The 16,045-nt window shown below is 45.9% G+C and carries 11 protein-coding genes; 6 read left to right on the top strand and 5 right to left on the bottom strand.

Translation table 11 applies throughout. The features are described 5' to 3' along the window. Positions 1-62: 62 nt before the first annotated feature. The gene (gene tyrS / locus J2W69_RS15685) at positions 63-1,265 is read left to right on the top strand and encodes a tyrosine--tRNA ligase (protein WP_310280230.1); all 1,203 of its coding nucleotides are present in this window, start codon (positions 63-65) and stop codon (positions 1,263-1,265) included. A gap of 71 nt (positions 1,266-1,336) precedes the next feature. Here tyrS and J2W69_RS15680 read toward each other — a convergent pair whose 3' ends face one another. Further along, complete coding sequence (locus J2W69_RS15680) at positions 1,337-1,885, bottom strand: MerR family transcriptional regulator (RefSeq protein ID WP_310280228.1); 549 nt, start codon at positions 1,883-1,885, stop codon at positions 1,337-1,339. Positions 1,886-2,052: 167 nt separating this feature from the next. On the opposite strand from J2W69_RS15680, the gene J2W69_RS15675 reads away from it, so the two are divergent. Next, the gene (locus tag J2W69_RS15675; RefSeq protein ID WP_310280225.1) at positions 2,053-2,904 is read left to right on the top strand and encodes an SPFH domain-containing protein; all 852 of its coding nucleotides are present in this window, start codon (positions 2,053-2,055) and stop codon (positions 2,902-2,904) included. Positions 2,905-2,916: 12 nt separating this feature from the next. After that, positions 2,917-3,099 carry a type II toxin-antitoxin system antitoxin gene (locus J2W69_RS15670; protein WP_310280223.1) on the top strand — a complete coding sequence of 61 codons (183 nt, stop codon included), beginning with the start codon at positions 2,917-2,919 and terminating at the stop codon, positions 3,097-3,099. A 31-nt stretch (positions 3,100-3,130) separates the two neighbouring features. Here the strand turns inward: J2W69_RS15670 and J2W69_RS15665 are convergent, their stop codons facing one another. Then, on the bottom strand, positions 3,131-4,042 hold the full coding sequence (locus tag J2W69_RS15665) for an AEC family transporter (protein WP_310280221.1): 912 nt from the start codon (positions 4,040-4,042) through the stop codon (positions 3,131-3,133). 2 nt (positions 4,043-4,044) lie between these two features. Continuing rightward, complete coding sequence (locus J2W69_RS15660) at positions 4,045-4,404, bottom strand: GIY-YIG nuclease family protein (protein WP_310280219.1); 360 nt, start codon at positions 4,402-4,404, stop codon at positions 4,045-4,047. 73 nt (positions 4,405-4,477) lie between these two features. Between J2W69_RS15660 and J2W69_RS15655 the strand changes: the two genes are divergently transcribed. Beyond that, positions 4,478-5,740, top strand: a complete 1,263-nt coding sequence (locus tag J2W69_RS15655; protein ID WP_310280217.1) for a DEAD/DEAH box helicase — start codon at positions 4,478-4,480, stop codon at positions 5,738-5,740. 42 nt (positions 5,741-5,782) lie between these two features. On the opposite strand, the gene J2W69_RS15650 is transcribed toward J2W69_RS15655, so the two are convergent. Together J2W69_RS15650 and J2W69_RS15645 are read right to left on the bottom strand one after the other, a co-directional pair. After that, the gene (locus J2W69_RS15650; RefSeq protein WP_310280215.1) at positions 5,783-6,304 is read right to left on the bottom strand and encodes a GNAT family N-acetyltransferase; all 522 of its coding nucleotides are present in this window, start codon (positions 6,302-6,304) and stop codon (positions 5,783-5,785) included. Then, positions 6,304-6,597, bottom strand: a complete 294-nt coding sequence (locus J2W69_RS15645) for a peptidylprolyl isomerase (protein WP_310280214.1) — start codon at positions 6,595-6,597, stop codon at positions 6,304-6,306. Before J2W69_RS15645 ends, J2W69_RS15650 begins: the two co-directional genes overlap by 1 nt. A 381-nt stretch (positions 6,598-6,978) precedes the next feature. Here J2W69_RS15645 and J2W69_RS15640 point away from each other — a divergent pair, with 381 nt between their 5' ends. Together J2W69_RS15640 and J2W69_RS15635 are read left to right on the top strand one after the other, a co-directional pair. Beyond that, positions 6,979-11,238 carry a S8 family serine peptidase gene (locus tag J2W69_RS15640; RefSeq protein ID WP_310280212.1) on the top strand — a complete coding sequence of 1,420 codons (4,260 nt, stop codon included), beginning with the start codon at positions 6,979-6,981 and terminating at the stop codon, positions 11,236-11,238. Between the two features lie 699 nt (positions 11,239-11,937). After that, complete coding sequence (locus J2W69_RS15635; protein WP_310280210.1) at positions 11,938-15,912, top strand: S8 family serine peptidase; 3,975 nt, start codon at positions 11,938-11,940, stop codon at positions 15,910-15,912. Positions 15,913-16,045 lie beyond the last annotated feature (133 nt).

Below are 16,045 nucleotides of genomic sequence, written 5' to 3'. Positions count from 1 at the left end.
AAATGTTTCAGTAGAATGCAGACTTGGAATTTTACCGAATACAAAAGAAGTAGGAGTAGACCATGGCTCACTGGGAGCAGGCGCTGGCTGAGATAAAACGCGGCTGCGAAGAGATTTTGTTAGAAGAAGAGCTGATTGCCAAGTTAAAGGAAGGAAAACCTTTAAAAATCAAAGCAGGTTTTGATCCCACTGCACCAGATTTGCATTTAGGTCACACGGTTCTCATCAACAAATTACGTACCTTTCAACAGTTGGGCCATGATGTCATTTTCCTTATTGGCGACTTCACCGGCATGATAGGTGATCCAACAGGTAAAAACGTAACGCGTAAGCCGTTAACCCGAGAGGATGTGTTGGCAAACGCACAGACTTATAAAGAGCAGGTATTTAAAATTCTTGATCCGGCAAAAACCCGTGTGGCTTTTAACTCCGAATGGATGGAAAAGTTAGGCGCGGCCGGTATGATCAAATTGGCAGCCCGTCAGACAGTTGCCCGAATGCTGGAACGTGACGACTTCAAAAAACGTTATGCCAATAATCAGTCTATTGCTATCCACGAGTTTTTATACCCGCTGGTGCAAGGCTGGGATTCGGTTGCACTTGAAGCCGATATCGAAATGGGTGGAACCGATCAGCGTTTTAATCTGTTGATGGGGCGTGAGCTGCAAAAAGACGAAGGTCAGCGCCCACAAACCATTATCATGGTGCCATTGCTCGAAGGTCTGGACGGTGTGCAAAAGATGTCCAAGTCGTTGGGCAACTATATTGGCATTACTGACACGCCGTCTGAGATGTTTGGCAAAGTGATGTCCATAAGTGATGAGCTGATGTGGCGTTATTACGATTTGCTGAGTTTCCGTCCTATTGCCGATATTGCTGCATTAAAACAACAAGCTGCAGATGGCCGTAATCCGCGTGATATCAAAATTGAACTAGCGAAGGAAATTATTGCCCGTTTCCACGATGAGGCATCCGCTGATGCTGCAGAACAGGATTTTATCCAGCGTTTTCAGAAAAACGCTTTACCGGACGATATTCCTGAACTGACTTTGACCTTAACTACTGACAGTATTCAGATCGCCAACTTATTAAAAGAAGCGGGCTTAGTTGAGAGTACCTCGGAAGCTTTGCGTATGATTAAGCAAGGCGCTGTGAAACTGGACGGTGAAACTAAAGTGGAAGACAGCAAAATGGAATTTGCCAAAGGCAGTTGCCATATCTTCCAGGTGGGCAAACGTAAATTTGCCAAAGTCAGTTTGGTTTAACTGCTGATTTAACTGACAAAACCGGCTTTGATGCCGGTTTTTTTGACTCTTGGTCTGCTATCGGAGAGTGGTCAGCCAGCTTGTTGCAAACGGGCAAACAATAATTTTTGCAGTTCGGTTTTAAATTGCAGTGGCTCAAATGGCTGGCGTAACCAAATCATTTCCATCGTAAGCCCGGGCTGTGGATCTTCGGCAGATAATAACGCCAGTTTGACCTGATGTTGTACAAGCTCTTGTTGCAGCAAGGTCATATCAATACCTTGCTGTTCAAATGTCATTAACACCAGTTCAGGTTTTTGTTCACCCATCATCAAGAGTGCATCAACAGCGTTGCGGGCTTGTTGTAGTTCAACCGGGAAATGCCACTGCTGACATAAAACCTGTAATAATTTGAAAAAATCTGCATCAAGGTTGACGCAAAGCACATAAGTCAGAGGTTGCAATTTTTGTCTTTTATGGAGCAAACTCAGCAGGGATTCCTGCACTATTCGTCTGTGCCCCCCCGGCGTTTTCCAGGCGCTTAACAAACCTTGTTCAACCCAAAGCTGAATAGTACGGACTGAAACACCTAAAAGTATTGCCGCTTGTCGGGTGGAAAGAAGTTGATTTTGCTCTGACATAAAGACCTTTCTAATTTGATTACTTTTATCATATTTATCAAATGTCATTGTGTCAATGAAGTCACAGCTTTTTGCGGTCGATTGCATGCTTTTTGTACTTATTCCCTTGCATTTATCCTAAGTGAAGCTATTTTGATATTGAATTGATATCAAACTGAGGTGGGGTAATGAAAGAATATCTTGCAACAAGCCGCAGTGGCTTAATGATGTTAGCTGTGTTGCCTGCAGCTTTTGTGGTATCGGGTGTTGCTTTACTGGCGTTTGCCGGGGCACTGAAACTGATCGCTATACTGGCGCTGATTTTAGTGGGAATAGGTTTTTTTGGTTTTTATATGGTGCAACCAAATCAGTGTGCTGTGCTGCAGTTATTTGGTCGTTATGTAGGTTCTGATTTGCAAACCGGCTTACGTTGGGCTAACCCCTTTTACAGTAAACAAAAAGTGTCGCTACGGGTGCGTAACTTTGAAAGTGGCAAACTTAAAGTCAATGATCACAGTGGTAATCCGGTTGAAATAGCGGCTGTGGTGGTATGGAAAGTGGTAGACAGCGCTGAAGCCGTATTTGAAGTGGAAGACTATGAAAACTTTGTCAGCATTCAAAGTGAAGCTGCGTTGCGCTTTTTAGCCTCGAGTTACCCTTATGAAGCTGCAGAAGACACCGAGATCAGCCTGCGCAGCAATGGCCCTGAAGTCACAGATTTATTAAGAGGTGAAATTCAGGCCAGACTTGAAAAAGCCGGTGTTGAAGTACTAGAGGCCCGTATCAGTCATTTGGCTTATGCGCCTGAAATTGCCAGCGCTATGTTACAGCGGCAGCAGGCAAGAGCTGTGGTGATGGCTCGTCAGCAATTGGTTGAAGGCGCCGTAGGCATGGTGGAGCTGGCATTGGCACGTTTATCAGAGAAAAATATGGTGCAGCTGGATGAAGAACGTAAAGCCGCTATGGTCAGCAATTTATTAGTGGTGTTATGTGGTGATCATCAGGTGCAGCCTGTGATCAATACCGGTACCTTGTACTAAGCGGAGGAGCTAGTGTCAAAAAAAGCCTTTGCGTTACGTATGGATGAAACAGTGCTGCAGGCTTTGCAGCACTGGGCCGACGATGAGTTTCGCAGTGTCAATGGCCAAATAGAATATCTGCTGCGGGATGCTTTAATTCAGGCTGGGCGAATGAAAAAAAAACCTCCGACAGAGCCTGGTGCTGAACCTGATTAGCCTAAAGCCGCAAAAGACCATCAGCCTCTGTTTACAGGTAAAGCTGCAGCAGCAGATACCAAAGCGGCAGACTGATAAAACTGAACAGTAAGCCCAACCCCACCAAAGCAGGTACTAAACGCAATGCCAGTCCGGCCCCAATAGCGATGGCGCCGGCCGACACCATAGGCGGCATAGCAGCTTCAAACACTACCACCTGCAGCAATAAAGGATCTGGTTTAAATAAGCTTAAAAATCCTAAAGCCAGCAGAGGCATTAAAAACAGTTTTACGCCCAAGGCAAAAATAAGAGGTTTTGTTTCTTTATTGTCCAGCTGCAATCTGAACTGAAAACCTACCGCTATCATAATGACCGGTACTAAAGTAGCGGCCAGGCTATCCAGTATCAGGCTGAAAAATGCCGGGTAAGGCCAGGGTTTCAGTGCCAACGCCAGAGCTAAGGCGATAAAAGACGGGAAAGTTAAAATTCGGGTAGCGATTTGGCCTGCTGTTGGTGTGGCTGCATTGGGGTTGTACCAGGCGGCTAAAATAGTGGAGTAAGTTGCCAGCGCCACAAAGGAGCCTGCCTGATCGTAAATCATGGCGAAGGGCAGGGCTTTTTCGCCAAAAAAGGCTTCCACCATAGGAAAACCTAAAAAAGAGGTATTGCCCAAAGGTAAAACCACCAGCAAAGCGCCGACTGTGGTTTTTTCCCAGTGCCAGAATTTACCCGCCAGAATAATTAAAGCCGCCACTATCACCAGCAGTACCCAAGGCGTAATAGCTGGTAACCAGAGCTGGCTGGAGAATTCTAACAGCGGAATTTTTTGTAACACTAATGCAGGCAGGGCAACAAAAAGCACAAACTGATTCAGCACTAAACCTGTTTCCTGCGGAAACTGCGGCAGCTTACGCAGCAAAGCACCGATGATCAGATACACCAGAACCAAAGCAAAACTTTCCATCGCTACTCCTTTATACAGAGAACAGTGTAATCTGAAGCGGGTTCTGTGCCTATGCGACTTTCGCCTGATAACTGCTCAAGCCGCTTCAGTTGTTTGTCGGCTTGTTGAAGCAGCAACTCTTTGTCGCTTTTAGCCCATTGTTTCAGTTGATATTCCAGTTTACTGGCTGAGGAGCGACAGGGCATGGGGTAACTGAAGGCTAACTGCAGCGGACCCTTACCCTTCAGCGCCTTGGCACCACCTGTTAATTCGCCGCTATGCTGGCGTAAACGCCGTTCAGGTTGGGTACTGATCCCTGTGTATAAAGCGCCTGTTGCGGTGCGTACCATATAAACAAACCATAGGGTTGATACTGCGGTCATGCCTTGTTCCGTCTGTTCTGCTACACTAGCGCTGTTTTAAAGGCTCAAAGGCCGATACTTTAAAGGAAATTGCATGTCATTTGCCACGCTTGGTTTAGATCCCCGTATTCTTTCTGCTGTGACCAATCAGGGTTACCACACCCCAACCCCTATTCAACAGCAAACCATACCTGTGATCTTAGAAGGCAAAGATGTGCTTGCCGGTGCTCAGACCGGTACAGGGAAAACTGCTGCTTTTACTTTGCCTGTATTACAGTTGCTCAGCAAAAACACCACCAAAGTTAATAATCTGCAGGTGCGTTGTTTGGTGCTGACGCCTACGAGGGAACTGGCACAGCAGGTGGCCGACAGTGTCAAAGCTTATGGCGCTGATTTACCGCTAAAGTATGCGGTGTTTTACGGTGGTGTTTCTATTAACCCTCAATACGATCAGGCCAGCCGTGGTTTAGATATTTTAGTCGCCACACCGGGGCGTTTATTGGATCATTTGCATCAGGGCACAATAAGCTTGTCAGAGCTGCAAATTCTGGTACTGGATGAAGCCGATCGTATGCTGGATATGGGTTTTATTCACGATATCAAACGTATTATGGCGCGTTTACCCAAAGAGCGGCAGACATTGTTTTTCTCCGCAACTTTTGCCAAAGAAATTAAAGAGCTGGCTGATACGTTATTAAAGTCGCCGGTGTTGATTGAAGTGGCTAAACCTAACAGTACTGCAGATAAAATAGAGCAACTGGCGTATAGAGTGGACTCACAGCGCAAACGCGAGATGTTGTCTTATCTGATTGGTTCGCGGCAGTGGAAACAGGTGTTGATTTTCAGCCGTACTAAACATGGCGCTGACCGTTTAGCTAAACAGTTGCGGCTGGATGGCATTGAAGCCGGCGCTATTCACGGTGATAAAAGCCAGGGCGCCCGCACCAAAGCGCTTGATGACTTTAAAAACAACAGATTAAGTGTGTTGGTTGCAACTGACATCGCGGCCCGCGGCTTAGATATTGAAGAGCTGCCAATAGTCGTCAACTACGACTTGCCGCAGGTGGCTGAAGATTATGTGCACCGTATCGGCCGTACAGGCCGGGCGGGAAATTCAGGCCTGGCCTTAAGCTTAATCACGCCAGATGATCTGGTAATGCTGCAAGCTATAGAAAAACTGACCAAACAAGTGATCACACAGCAGGTTTTACCGGGTTACGAACACGACCCAAAAATGAATCACAGCAGCAAAAAAGCTGACGCTGAAGAAGAACGGGTACAAAAAGTGGCAAGCCGCAATAAACAGCTGGCAAAAGAAAAAGCCAAGTTACGTTCGCAACTGACAGGGAAAAAATAAAACAGCCTGAACGGACGGCTTAAACAGAGGGGGTGAGCCCTCTTATCCGTCCGTAGGGTCAGTTGGAGTTTTTAACGTCAACTGATAAAAAGCCAGATCTAACCAGCGGCCAAACTTAAAGCCAGCCTGAGTGATAGTACCGCTGTGGCGAAAACCATGTTTGGTATGCAAAGCAATACTGGCATCGTTAGCTGCATCTATACCACCAATCAACAGGTGATAATTCTCCAGCTGAGCCTGTTCTATGATTTTCTGCAATACCAAAGCACCATAACCTTTGCCTTTTTGATCAGGTGCCACATAGACCGAATGCTCTACTGAATACTTAAAAGCCGGAAAAGCGCGGAAGGTGCCAAAACTGCCAAAAGCCACCAGTTGCTCTTGTTCATTCATCAGCCCCAACACCGGAAAGTTAGCTGTTGCTTTGTTAGCAAACCATTGCTGCATAGTCTCCATAGTGCGGGGCTTGTATTCATATAAAGCAGTAGTATTTAAAATAGCGTGGTTAAAAATGATCAGAATGGCTTCGGCATGTTCTTCATAACTGCAGTGTACAAAACGCATCAGGTTCTCCGCTCACTTCTTCTGTACAGGGTTTTAATCAGATGATAACCAAACTGAGTTTTGATGGGGCCATGCACTTCCAGTACTGCTTTTTTAAACACAACGTCATCAAAAGCCCTGACCATCTGGCCCGGTTTAAACTCACCTAAATCGCCGCCTTTTTTGCCAGAAGGGCAAAGTGAATGCTTTTTAGCTAAATCATGAAAACTAGCGCCTTTGGCCAGCAATTGTTTTAATTTTTCTGCCTCTGCAGCAGTTTTTACCAAAATATGGCAGGCGCAGGCTTTGGCCATGGTGCGTATCCAGTCTGAACTAAATTGTCCCGCTAGTTTAAAGCAGCCGGGCTGCATTGCCCAGATGATACAGAGCTTTCTGAGCAATTTGAGCAGCTCGAATAAATATCCAACCTAAAGTTTGCTCCCCTGTAAATTAGTGCTAACACCGATGCGGGAGCGTGTGACATTCTTGTACTGATGTGTTAATTAATGTAATTGAAGTGTGCGTGATAAAGGTCAAAGAACTGACGTGCATCGAAAATAATAAGATGGTCCAGAGAAATACATAACATCCTAAACGGAGAATACATGAAACATATTGGCAAAACAGCGCTGGCTTCAGCTATAGGCCTGGCATTATCGTGCGGTGCTACGGCTGCAACCTTAGAATAATATAAAATGGGTACGCAGTCAGTTAAAGACTTATTAGCTGGCAAAGAAGCAAAAGGTTCCATAACTAAAAATCAAGCTCAAGGTATCCCGTCTTCTTATTACGTCGTTTTAAAACAAGCAGGTTTGCAGGATTTAAGAAGCGCTGATCCAGCGTCCATCCAGGCCGCCTCTGCAAGTATTTCTGATTCTGTGCAATCAGTAACCTCAGCTTTATTAACTTTAGATCGTGACGCGCAGGTATTGGCAACGACAAAAAATCTGGCATCAGGTTTAGTGGTTCGTGCATCAGCTGATGCTCTGCAAAAGCTGCAGGCAAATCCTGCTGTCGCTTCTATTTACCCTGTTTACGACAGCAAACCAATGGCTGTTGACAGTGCTGTGTATATGAAAGCAGATGCAGTAGTCAAAGCTGGTATTGCTTCAGGTAAAGGTATTACAGTCGCTGTATTGGATACAGGTATAGATTACACCGATAAATCAATGGGCGGTGCCGGCACAGTTGCAGCTTATAATGCTGTAAATCAGCGCGCTCAGCCAACCTGGCCTCAGGGTAAAGTCTTAGGTGGTTACGACTTCGTAAACGATGATCCAAACCCAATTGATCCTCGTAGCGCAGGCCACGGCACTTTTGTCGCCAGTTCAGTCAGTGCTATTGCTCCTGATGTCGAGTTTTATGGGTATACCGTTTGCACTGCAACTTGCCCTGGTGCCGCTCAGATTGGTGCTTTAGATGCCGCCTTGGATCCAAATGACGATGGCGATATTTCTGACCGTGTTGATGTGATCAATATGTCGTTGGGTAGTGACGTTGGCACCACAAAGGCCACCAGTGGTACTCAGTTTTTAATTCAAAAAGCGGCCACTCTGGGTATCAATATGGTGATCTCAGCTGGTAACGATGGCCCGAATCCATTTATTGTCGGTGGTCCAAGTACTACACCAAATGCATTGTCTGTTGGTGCTATGACGCATCCTGCCGGGTCTTCGGTTATTTTTGAGGCGAACGATATTGCCGGCAAAAAAATCGACATGATCCCTTCAGGTTTTAACACAGTCGGTGAATTTAGCTTTAACAGCACAGCGAACCCATTGGTTTTTGTGTCAACCAATGCTCAGGGTTGCACTGCTTTTGCAGCAGGTTCGTTAACAGGCAAAACAGTGTTAATCGACCATGGTACCTGTAACTTTACGGCAAAAGTGATCAATGCTCAAAATGCCGGTGCAGCCTTTGTGCTTATTGCCAATAATGCTAATGGTTTAGGCCCGGTGAATGCCGGTGGTGCAGACCCTGCTGTTGCTATTCCATCTGTGGGTATTTCAAAAGAAGATGGCGATGCAATCAAAGCTGCCTTGACCAACGGTGATGTAGCCTACAGCATAGTGGCTAAATCAATCAGCTCTGCGGGCGGTTTAGCGACTTTCACCTCACGTGGTCCGTCTATTGAAGGTTTGTTAAAACCAGAAATTACTGCTCCAGGCACAAACATTGTGATGGCAGCTGTTGGTACTGGTGATCAAACAGCCTTGAACTCAGGTACTTCATTTTCTGGTCCTATGACGGCCGGTGCCGCAGCTTTATTACGTGAAGCGCTGCCAAACCGCACAGCTCAGGAAGTGAAAGCTACCCTGATGAACACTGCGGATATGGAGGTTTATACCCTGCCAAAAGCGCATCCTGATACTGAATTAGCACCTATTTCTGCTATGGGCGCTGGTTTGGTGAACGTTGAAAAAGCAGTCAAGCTGCCTGTTGCAGCCTGGGTTGAAGATGCGAAATTTAATACTGCTCAGGCAGCATTGTCTTTTGGTCTGAATACTCTGACTGAAACTACAACGCTGACAAAAACTGTGACGCTGAAAAACTTTGGTACAGAGCCAAAAACCTACAGTCTGAGTATTCAGGATCGTTTTGCCGATGACACAGAAACCGGAGCTTTAAGCTGGGTAATTCCAGAAACTGTGACTGTTGCGCCTGGTCAATCGACTAAGTTTGATGTGAAAGTGACCATTGATCCTACGAAGTTGCCTGAGTGGGAACTGGCGAATACCTCTGAACTAACTGAGAAAAACGCTCAGTTGACGACAGTTGAATACGATGGCGCGTTAATTTTTAACGATGCAACCACTGAAGCCTCCAACGATTTACATCTGGTGTATCACATTCTGCCCAGAGCTAATGCAGCGTTGGAATTAAGCAGCAGATTTATTGGTAACGCTTCAGTAAAAGTAGTGAAAAACACCGGCGCTGTAGAAGCAGATATTTTTGCGACTCAGCTGGTTGGCACTTCTCCAAAAGATGCAAGCAACCCTTACGATTTACGTGCAGCTTCACTTGATGTGGTTCAGGTCCCAACAACTTACTGTACTTCGGGTTTATTGTTAGCTCCTACTTTAACTCTGGAAAATGGCTTGAGTCATCTTCAGCAAGTGAACGTGGGTGTGGATTTAGATATTGATAATGATGGTGTATACGACTATCAACTGAACAGCTTATTACTGACTCGTTTGGGTGCTAACTATGCAGCTTTCCCTGCAGTGATGGGTACATTTATCACGCGATACGGTGCCTACAGTGGCTCTGTGTCTGATCTGTTCCATTCAGTGGGTCAACGTAGCGTTACCTTGTCAGCTTGTTTTGAAGACATTGGTTTATTTGCAGGTGATTTAGGTCGCACTATTGGTATGCGTTACCGCACTATTAATGATGGTAATGCTATTGGCGCAGACTGGGGTCCTGAACTGGATGATTCTATTAAAGCTGATGCTGAACTTGTTTCAGCTCCAACTGTGACTTTAACTTCACTGAGTGCAGAGCCTGCTCCTACTGAGGCATCACCATCTGCGATAGGTGATCTGATACATAGTCTGGCGCCAGGTCAGGAAGCCCGTATTGAGATTGATGGTGCAGAGGGTGCCGGCGTTGTTTTGTTGTCTGCTGTAGGTGATGTGGCTTTTGCTGCAGAATCTCCGTCTTCAACAACTGCTCCTGTGATGGCTGAAACTGTTGAATACAGCATTAACGAAAACAGCGTAGCGGGCACTGTGTTAGGCCAACTGACGGCTGAAACAGGTTTACTGGATCCGGCTGTTGCTGAGTTCCTGGTGGCCGGAGCCTCAAGTCTGGCATTTTCAGTGTCTAAAAATGGCACTGTCACAGTGGCTGATGCTTCCTTACTGGATTATGAAGCGGGTTTCACCAGTGCTCAACTCTCTGTTGTGGCAGTGAACCAGGCAGGTAATATCTCTGCACCAGCTACTGTAAATATTGCAGTGGCTAACGTGCCAGATACTCCGCCTGTTATTACTGCTTCAGCAACTGCTGCGACCATAGTTGCAACTGTAGCTACAGCAGGTACTCAGGTGGGTAATGTAGCTATGACTATCAGAGAAGCTGGTGCGACTCTGGATAAAGTGACTGTGACACCAGCTCTGTTTACTTATGCTGATGGTAAGATCAACCTTGCCCGTGTGCCGACTAAAGAGGAAGCAGGCACAGTTGCTGTGACTGTAGTTGCTACAGACAGTGCTGGTTTGATCTCCAACACAGCCACTTTTAATGTCACAGTGAACCCTGCTCCTGCTCCTGCTCCTGCTCCTGTTATGGCCGGAACTGTTCAATACATTGTTAATGAAAACAGTCCGACAGGAACTGTGTTAGGCCAACTGACGGCTGAAACAGGCCTGCTGGATCCGGCTGTTGCAGAGTTCCTGGTGACAAGTGGCTCGAGTCTGGCTTTTACTGTTGAGAAAAATGGTACTGTAGTGGTTGCTGATGCTTCCTTACTGGATTATGAAGCGGGTTTCACTGGTGCTCAACTCTCTGTTGTTGCAGTGAATCAGGCGGGTACTACTTCTGCGCCGGCAGCTGTAAATATTACAGTAGCGAACGTTGCTGATACTCCGCCAGTTATTTCTGCATCAGGCACGGCCGGTACTATAGTGGCAACAGTTGCTGCGGCTGGTACTCAGGTGGGTACTGTGGCTGTGACTATCAACGAAGCAGAGGCGACTCTGGATAAAGTCACAGTGACACCAGCTCTGTTTACTTATGCCGATGGTAAGATCAATCTGGCCCGGGTACCGACTTGGGATGAAGCAGGCGTTGTCGCTGTGACTGTAGTTGCGACTGACAGTGCTGGTTTAACCTCCAACACAGCTACTTTTAATGTAACAGTTGCTCCGGCACCTAAAAAATCAAGTGGTAGCTTCGGCTGGTTATCGCTGCTGTTATTACCTCTGGCTTTCTTACGCCGTCGTCGTAACTAACAGAGGTTTAGCCTTCGTATGAGTACAGCCGTTTATTGGTAACATAGGTTCGATAGCAAGCGCTCAGAAGGATCGAAACAAAAAGCCTGCGACAGCAATGTTGCAGGCTTTTTTTCTCTAATCAGCACAGGCCCGGCTTCGCTCCGGCCTTGTTATATACCCAGGTGACTTGAAGATACAGGGCGGCGACAAGCCTGTGAGACTCCGGGATCATAGATAACCTGTGTGACCTGGGCGAAATGGCGCAGTCAACAAAGCCAGTACCGGGAAATTGCCGGTAGCTTTGTTAGCAAACCATTGCTGCATAGTCAGCATAGTGTGGGGCTTCATAGGCGTCTCTTCCATCGTTTAGATCCTGCAAAGCTTGAGATATTTGTGCCTGAACTGGTTGCCTGAATTTTATACACAGGCATTTTGTATATATTTACATTGATGCCGACCGTTTTTGTGAGTTTGTGAATTAATTAATTTCATCTATCTTTTAATGGTTTTATAATTTAACGGGTGTTTTTATTTGTAACATTTTGATTGTTATATGTTTTATGTGTTTTCGTTCTTTGTCTTCTGCATGTTTTTTAATTTTTTGGTTAACATCTTCTTGTAATCTGTAAGTCAACTGTAATATATATGGATGTGCGCAAGCTCAGTAAAAATAGCAGTGTTAATAATAAAAAACTTAGAAATCTAGGAAGGTTCATAATGCAACGTAAAGGTTATTCACTATTAGCGGTCGCAGTTTCTGCGGCTCTTGCAGGTCCAGTCTTGGCTTCTGCACCAGAAAAGTCTCAATATTCTCCGGAAGTCGAAAATCTAATCAGTTTCGATACTTCTATCAAAAACAAAGTTAAGTTAGAGCAACGTCCAAACTACTTTATTGTAAAACTGGAAAATGCACCTTTAGCTAAGGCTGCTTCAGTATCTGAAAAGTCTGTGCAAGCTAAAGGCAATAGACTGGATATGAGCTCTGCTGCTGCAGTGAAGCATTCAGCTGTATTGGCTGCTGAGCGTCAAAGTTTTGCTCAGAGTCTGAAAAAGTCTATACCGGATGCTCAGGTTGAGCGTCATTACGATACAGTAATGAATGCCGTGGTCGTAACTTCAGAATCCGATATTTTTGAGCAGTTATCAGCGATGCCTGGTGTGGCACAAGTCTATCGTGAAGAAATGTACTATGAACAAATGGACGCTTCACTGGATCTGATTAAAGCAAAACAGGTATGGGAGCAGTTAGGTGGGAACGCCGAAGCGGGTAAAGGCGTTAAGGTTGCAGTAATAGATGGTGGTATCCGTCCAGAAAACCCAATGTTCCGTGACACAGGCTTTACTGCGCCTGAAGTAAGAGCAACAGACGACTACTGTGCAACTACTAAACCTGATTTTTGTAATAACAAGTTAATTGTCGCTCGATACAGCGCTCCAACCTTCGCTACTATTCCGCAAGAATATATGAGTCCTCTGGGTCAGGGTGGTCATGGTACACATGTGGCCGGCACTGTAACCGGTATGCCAACTAAAGTATTTTTTAACGGTAGTGGTAACACTGACGACAAAGGTATTGTAGTCACTGAGGCTAAAGAAGGATTTACAGAAGTTGACGTTTCAGGTGTGGCCCCTGGCGCTTATCTGATGGCTTATAAAGCATTATTTCAGGTATTTCGTGCAGATGGCACTGTCACAGGCAGTGGTTCTAACATCATGTTGTTAGAAGCGTTAGACTGGGCAGTTAAAGATGGCGCTGACGTTATCAATAACTCATGGGGTGGTGGTGCAGGTGGTGATCCGGCAGCCAGTCCTTATCGCGATTCTTTCTTAGCAGCTGAAGCTGCAGGTGTTGTTGTAGTAACTGCGGCTGGTAACGATGGTCCTACAGCTAAAACTATAGGTTGTCCTGCCTGTATTGAAAGCGGTATAACCGTAGCCAGTACTACGCATGGTCGCTACTTTGCCAATAAGGTAACAGCGGGTGGGCAGGATTTTCTGGCTATTGCTGGTTCAGAATTCAAAACTACTGTAAAAGACATGAAGGAAGACATTTCTGCTCCTCTCGTCTTAGCTTCTGTAGTTGCTCCTACTAACGCTTTAGGTTGTACCGCTTTCCCGGCAGATACCTTTCTGGGCAAGATAGCGGTGATCTCCCGTGGTACCTGTGCTTTTAGTGACAAGGCTAATAATGCTGCGGCTGCTGGTGCAGTTGGTTTAATAGTGATCCAAAACAGTGACGGCGAACCGTCTACCATGTCTACTCCTGGTATCACTATACCTGCAGTCATGATTAGTAAGGCGGATGGTGCGAAGTTGGTGGCTGATGCTGTAGCTACTATCAGTATTCAGGCGGACAAAGTCATGTCTGCACAGTTTACAGATATCATGAGTGACTTCTCATCTCGTGGTCCTAATGGTAACAGTAACTTCCTGAAGCCTGATATTGGTGCTCCAGGCAGCAGTATTTTGTCTTCAACCTCACCTGATGCTTTTGCTGATTCACGTACTTTCCAGCTTAACAGTGGTACTTCAATGGCTTCTCCACACGTAGCTGGTGCTGCAGTTGTGATGAAGCAATTGTATCCTGACTGGACAGCTGTTGAAATTAAAACAGCATTAACTTCAACTGCTGTGAATGGATTGAAGAAAGAAGACTCTGTCACTGCAACCACTCCTTTTGATGTTGGTGCCGGCCGTCTTGATTTAGAGCGGGCCATTAAAGCTGGTGTTACTTTTGATAAACCATCTTTTGCACAGGACCCTTGTGTTGCTGAATGTACCTTTACTCGGACTATTCGTAACATGACGGATGAAGAAGTGACCTGGACACCTTCTCTGTCTCTGAGCGATGCCGGAATGACAGGGGAATTCAATGTGTCTTCTGTTACCTTAAAACCTTACGGTACAGAAGGTGATTCTGCTGAATTCAGCCTGAAGTTAAATGGTTCTTTTGCTGCCTTAAACACCTGGAGCTTTGGCAAAGTTGAATGGACAGCAAGTGATGCAAGCATCCCTTCTGCCACTATGCCTATTGCTGTACGTGTTGCTACATCTTCTGACAGTTCAATGATTTCTGCTGTCTCAGTAGGTGAGTTAAGCCCGGATGCTCCAGCTCAGGTTTCTACAACCTTTAACAACAAGGCTTTCACAGGCCAGATCTCTGTTGTATCTAGACTTCCGGCAGGAACTAAACTGGTTGAATCCAGTGGTGTGGCTACAGTAACTGGTGGTACTCAGTTCTTGTTTGATGCCAAAGGTGATACACCGGCAGTGTCCTGGTCTGGTCGTTTGAATGTGCCAGGTATGCGCTTGAACACTGACACGCCAATAAACTATGAACTGGCCACTAATGGCGGTACACGTATAGCATGTACAGGTGGTTGTGATGAGTTCTATCAGGGATTGAACGTTGGCGGTATAGGTATGCCAGTCACATTTAACGGGCAGACCTATAGCCGTGTTTATGTGTCAGACAACGGTATTATTAATTTCTCTAATACTGCAACTACCCCGGCAGCGTCGTTCACTAACCAGCAGTTGCCTAGTCCAACTGCGCCAAATAATCTTATTGCTCCGTTCTGGGCTGATATGGATTTAGCAGGTGGTGGCACGGGCGGCGGTAATCTGTATTACTCTATCCTGACTGTGAGTGGCGTAAATTACCTGGTCGTCGAGTGGAATAAAGTACGTGTTTATGACGATGCCAGCGGCAATGAGTACACTTTCCAGGCATGGATGGCGTTAAATGCTCCAGAAGATATTTTCTTTAACTACTTAGCCATGGGGCCTATGCCAGCTAATGTCACTGTAGGTGCAGAAGATACGGCAGGTACTCTGGGTCTAAGTCGCTACTACAACGGTACTGGTACGGCGCCTGTGTCATCACAAGCTCTGGCACTGACCACTGTAGCTGGTGGCCGGTTGGCGATGAACTACTCTGTTGAAAACACTGGTGAACTTGAGTTAGGTAAGGCTGATGTTATTACTGTAGATGAAGACACTGCAAGTAGTGCGCTTGATGTATTGGCGAACGATGCAACCTCTTTTGAGAAAATAATCAAGGCTCAGGTTTCAAGTAATGGTCAGGTATATGACGCGTTCAACAAGCTGAAAGTGAATGCACAAGGTGCACTAACTAACCCTGTAGTAGTGACAGCACCAGCCAATGGTACTGTTACTGTGACTGATGGTCAGTTTGTGTACACGCCTGCTGCAGACTTTAACGGTACTGATAGCTTTACTTATCAGGCCCAGGATGAGTCAGGTACCAAAACAGCTCCAACTACAGTGGCAGTAACAGTGAATGCTGTTAATGACGCTCCAACTCTGGTTGCAGGAGCTGCTGTGACTGTGAATGAAGGCGCCAGTGCGACCTTGGCTGTGGTTGGTGCAGATGTTGATGGTGATGCTTTAACTTACACCTGGACTCAGGTCTCTGGTCCAGCGATCAGTATCACTGCAAATACAGCATCTGTCACAGTCACAGCGCCAAGTGTTACGGCAAATACAACAGCTGTATTCAGTGTTGTCGCCTCTGATGGAACTTTAAGTTCTAATACAGTTCAGGTCACGCTGAATATCACTGATGTACCAGCTCCGGTGGTTACTCCTCCTAAAAAATCAAGCGGTAGCTTAGGTTGGTTATCGCTGATGTTATTACCTCTGGCTTTCTTACGCCGTCGTCGTAACTAACAGAACTTTGTAGTTCCACGTAAAAACCGCCGTTATCGGCGGTTTTTTTTATCTGTACCAACAGGAGTGATTGTGCTTTCCATAAAAAAACGGAACCTGAAGTTCCGTTTTTCTTTATTCACTTTAAGTTAAA

This window comes from Rheinheimera soli (genome assembly GCF_031457405.1).
Taxonomy (GTDB): Bacteria; Pseudomonadota; Gammaproteobacteria; order Enterobacterales; family Alteromonadaceae; genus Pararheinheimera; species Pararheinheimera soli_A.
This window is presented reverse-complemented; position numbering and strand designations above follow the sequence as displayed.

Bases quoted from the DNA above. Each gene is read 5' to 3' on its own strand.
- tyrS (WP_310280230.1), top strand. From the start codon at position 63: ATGGCTCACTGGGAGCAGGCGCTGGCTGAGATAAAACGCGGCTGCGAA.
- J2W69_RS15680 (WP_310280228.1), bottom strand. From the start codon at position 1,885: ATGTCAGAGCAAAATCAACTTCTTTCCACCCGACAAGCGGCAATACTT.
- J2W69_RS15675 (WP_310280225.1), top strand. From the start codon at position 2,053: ATGAAAGAATATCTTGCAACAAGCCGCAGTGGCTTAATGATGTTAGCT.
- J2W69_RS15665 (WP_310280221.1), bottom strand. From the start codon at position 4,042: ATGGAAAGTTTTGCTTTGGTTCTGGTGTATCTGATCATCGGTGCTTTG.
- J2W69_RS15660 (WP_310280219.1), bottom strand. From the start codon at position 4,404: ATGACCGCAGTATCAACCCTATGGTTTGTTTATATGGTACGCACCGCA.
- J2W69_RS15655 (WP_310280217.1), top strand. From the start codon at position 4,478: ATGTCATTTGCCACGCTTGGTTTAGATCCCCGTATTCTTTCTGCTGTG.
- J2W69_RS15650 (WP_310280215.1), bottom strand. From the start codon at position 6,304: ATGCGTTTTGTACACTGCAGTTATGAAGAACATGCCGAAGCCATTCTG.
- J2W69_RS15645 (WP_310280214.1), bottom strand. From the start codon at position 6,597: ATGGCCAAAGCCTGCGCCTGCCATATTTTGGTAAAAACTGCTGCAGAG.
- J2W69_RS15640 (WP_310280212.1), top strand. From the start codon at position 6,979: ATGGGTACGCAGTCAGTTAAAGACTTATTAGCTGGCAAAGAAGCAAAA.
- J2W69_RS15635 (WP_310280210.1), top strand. From the start codon at position 11,938: ATGCAACGTAAAGGTTATTCACTATTAGCGGTCGCAGTTTCTGCGGCT.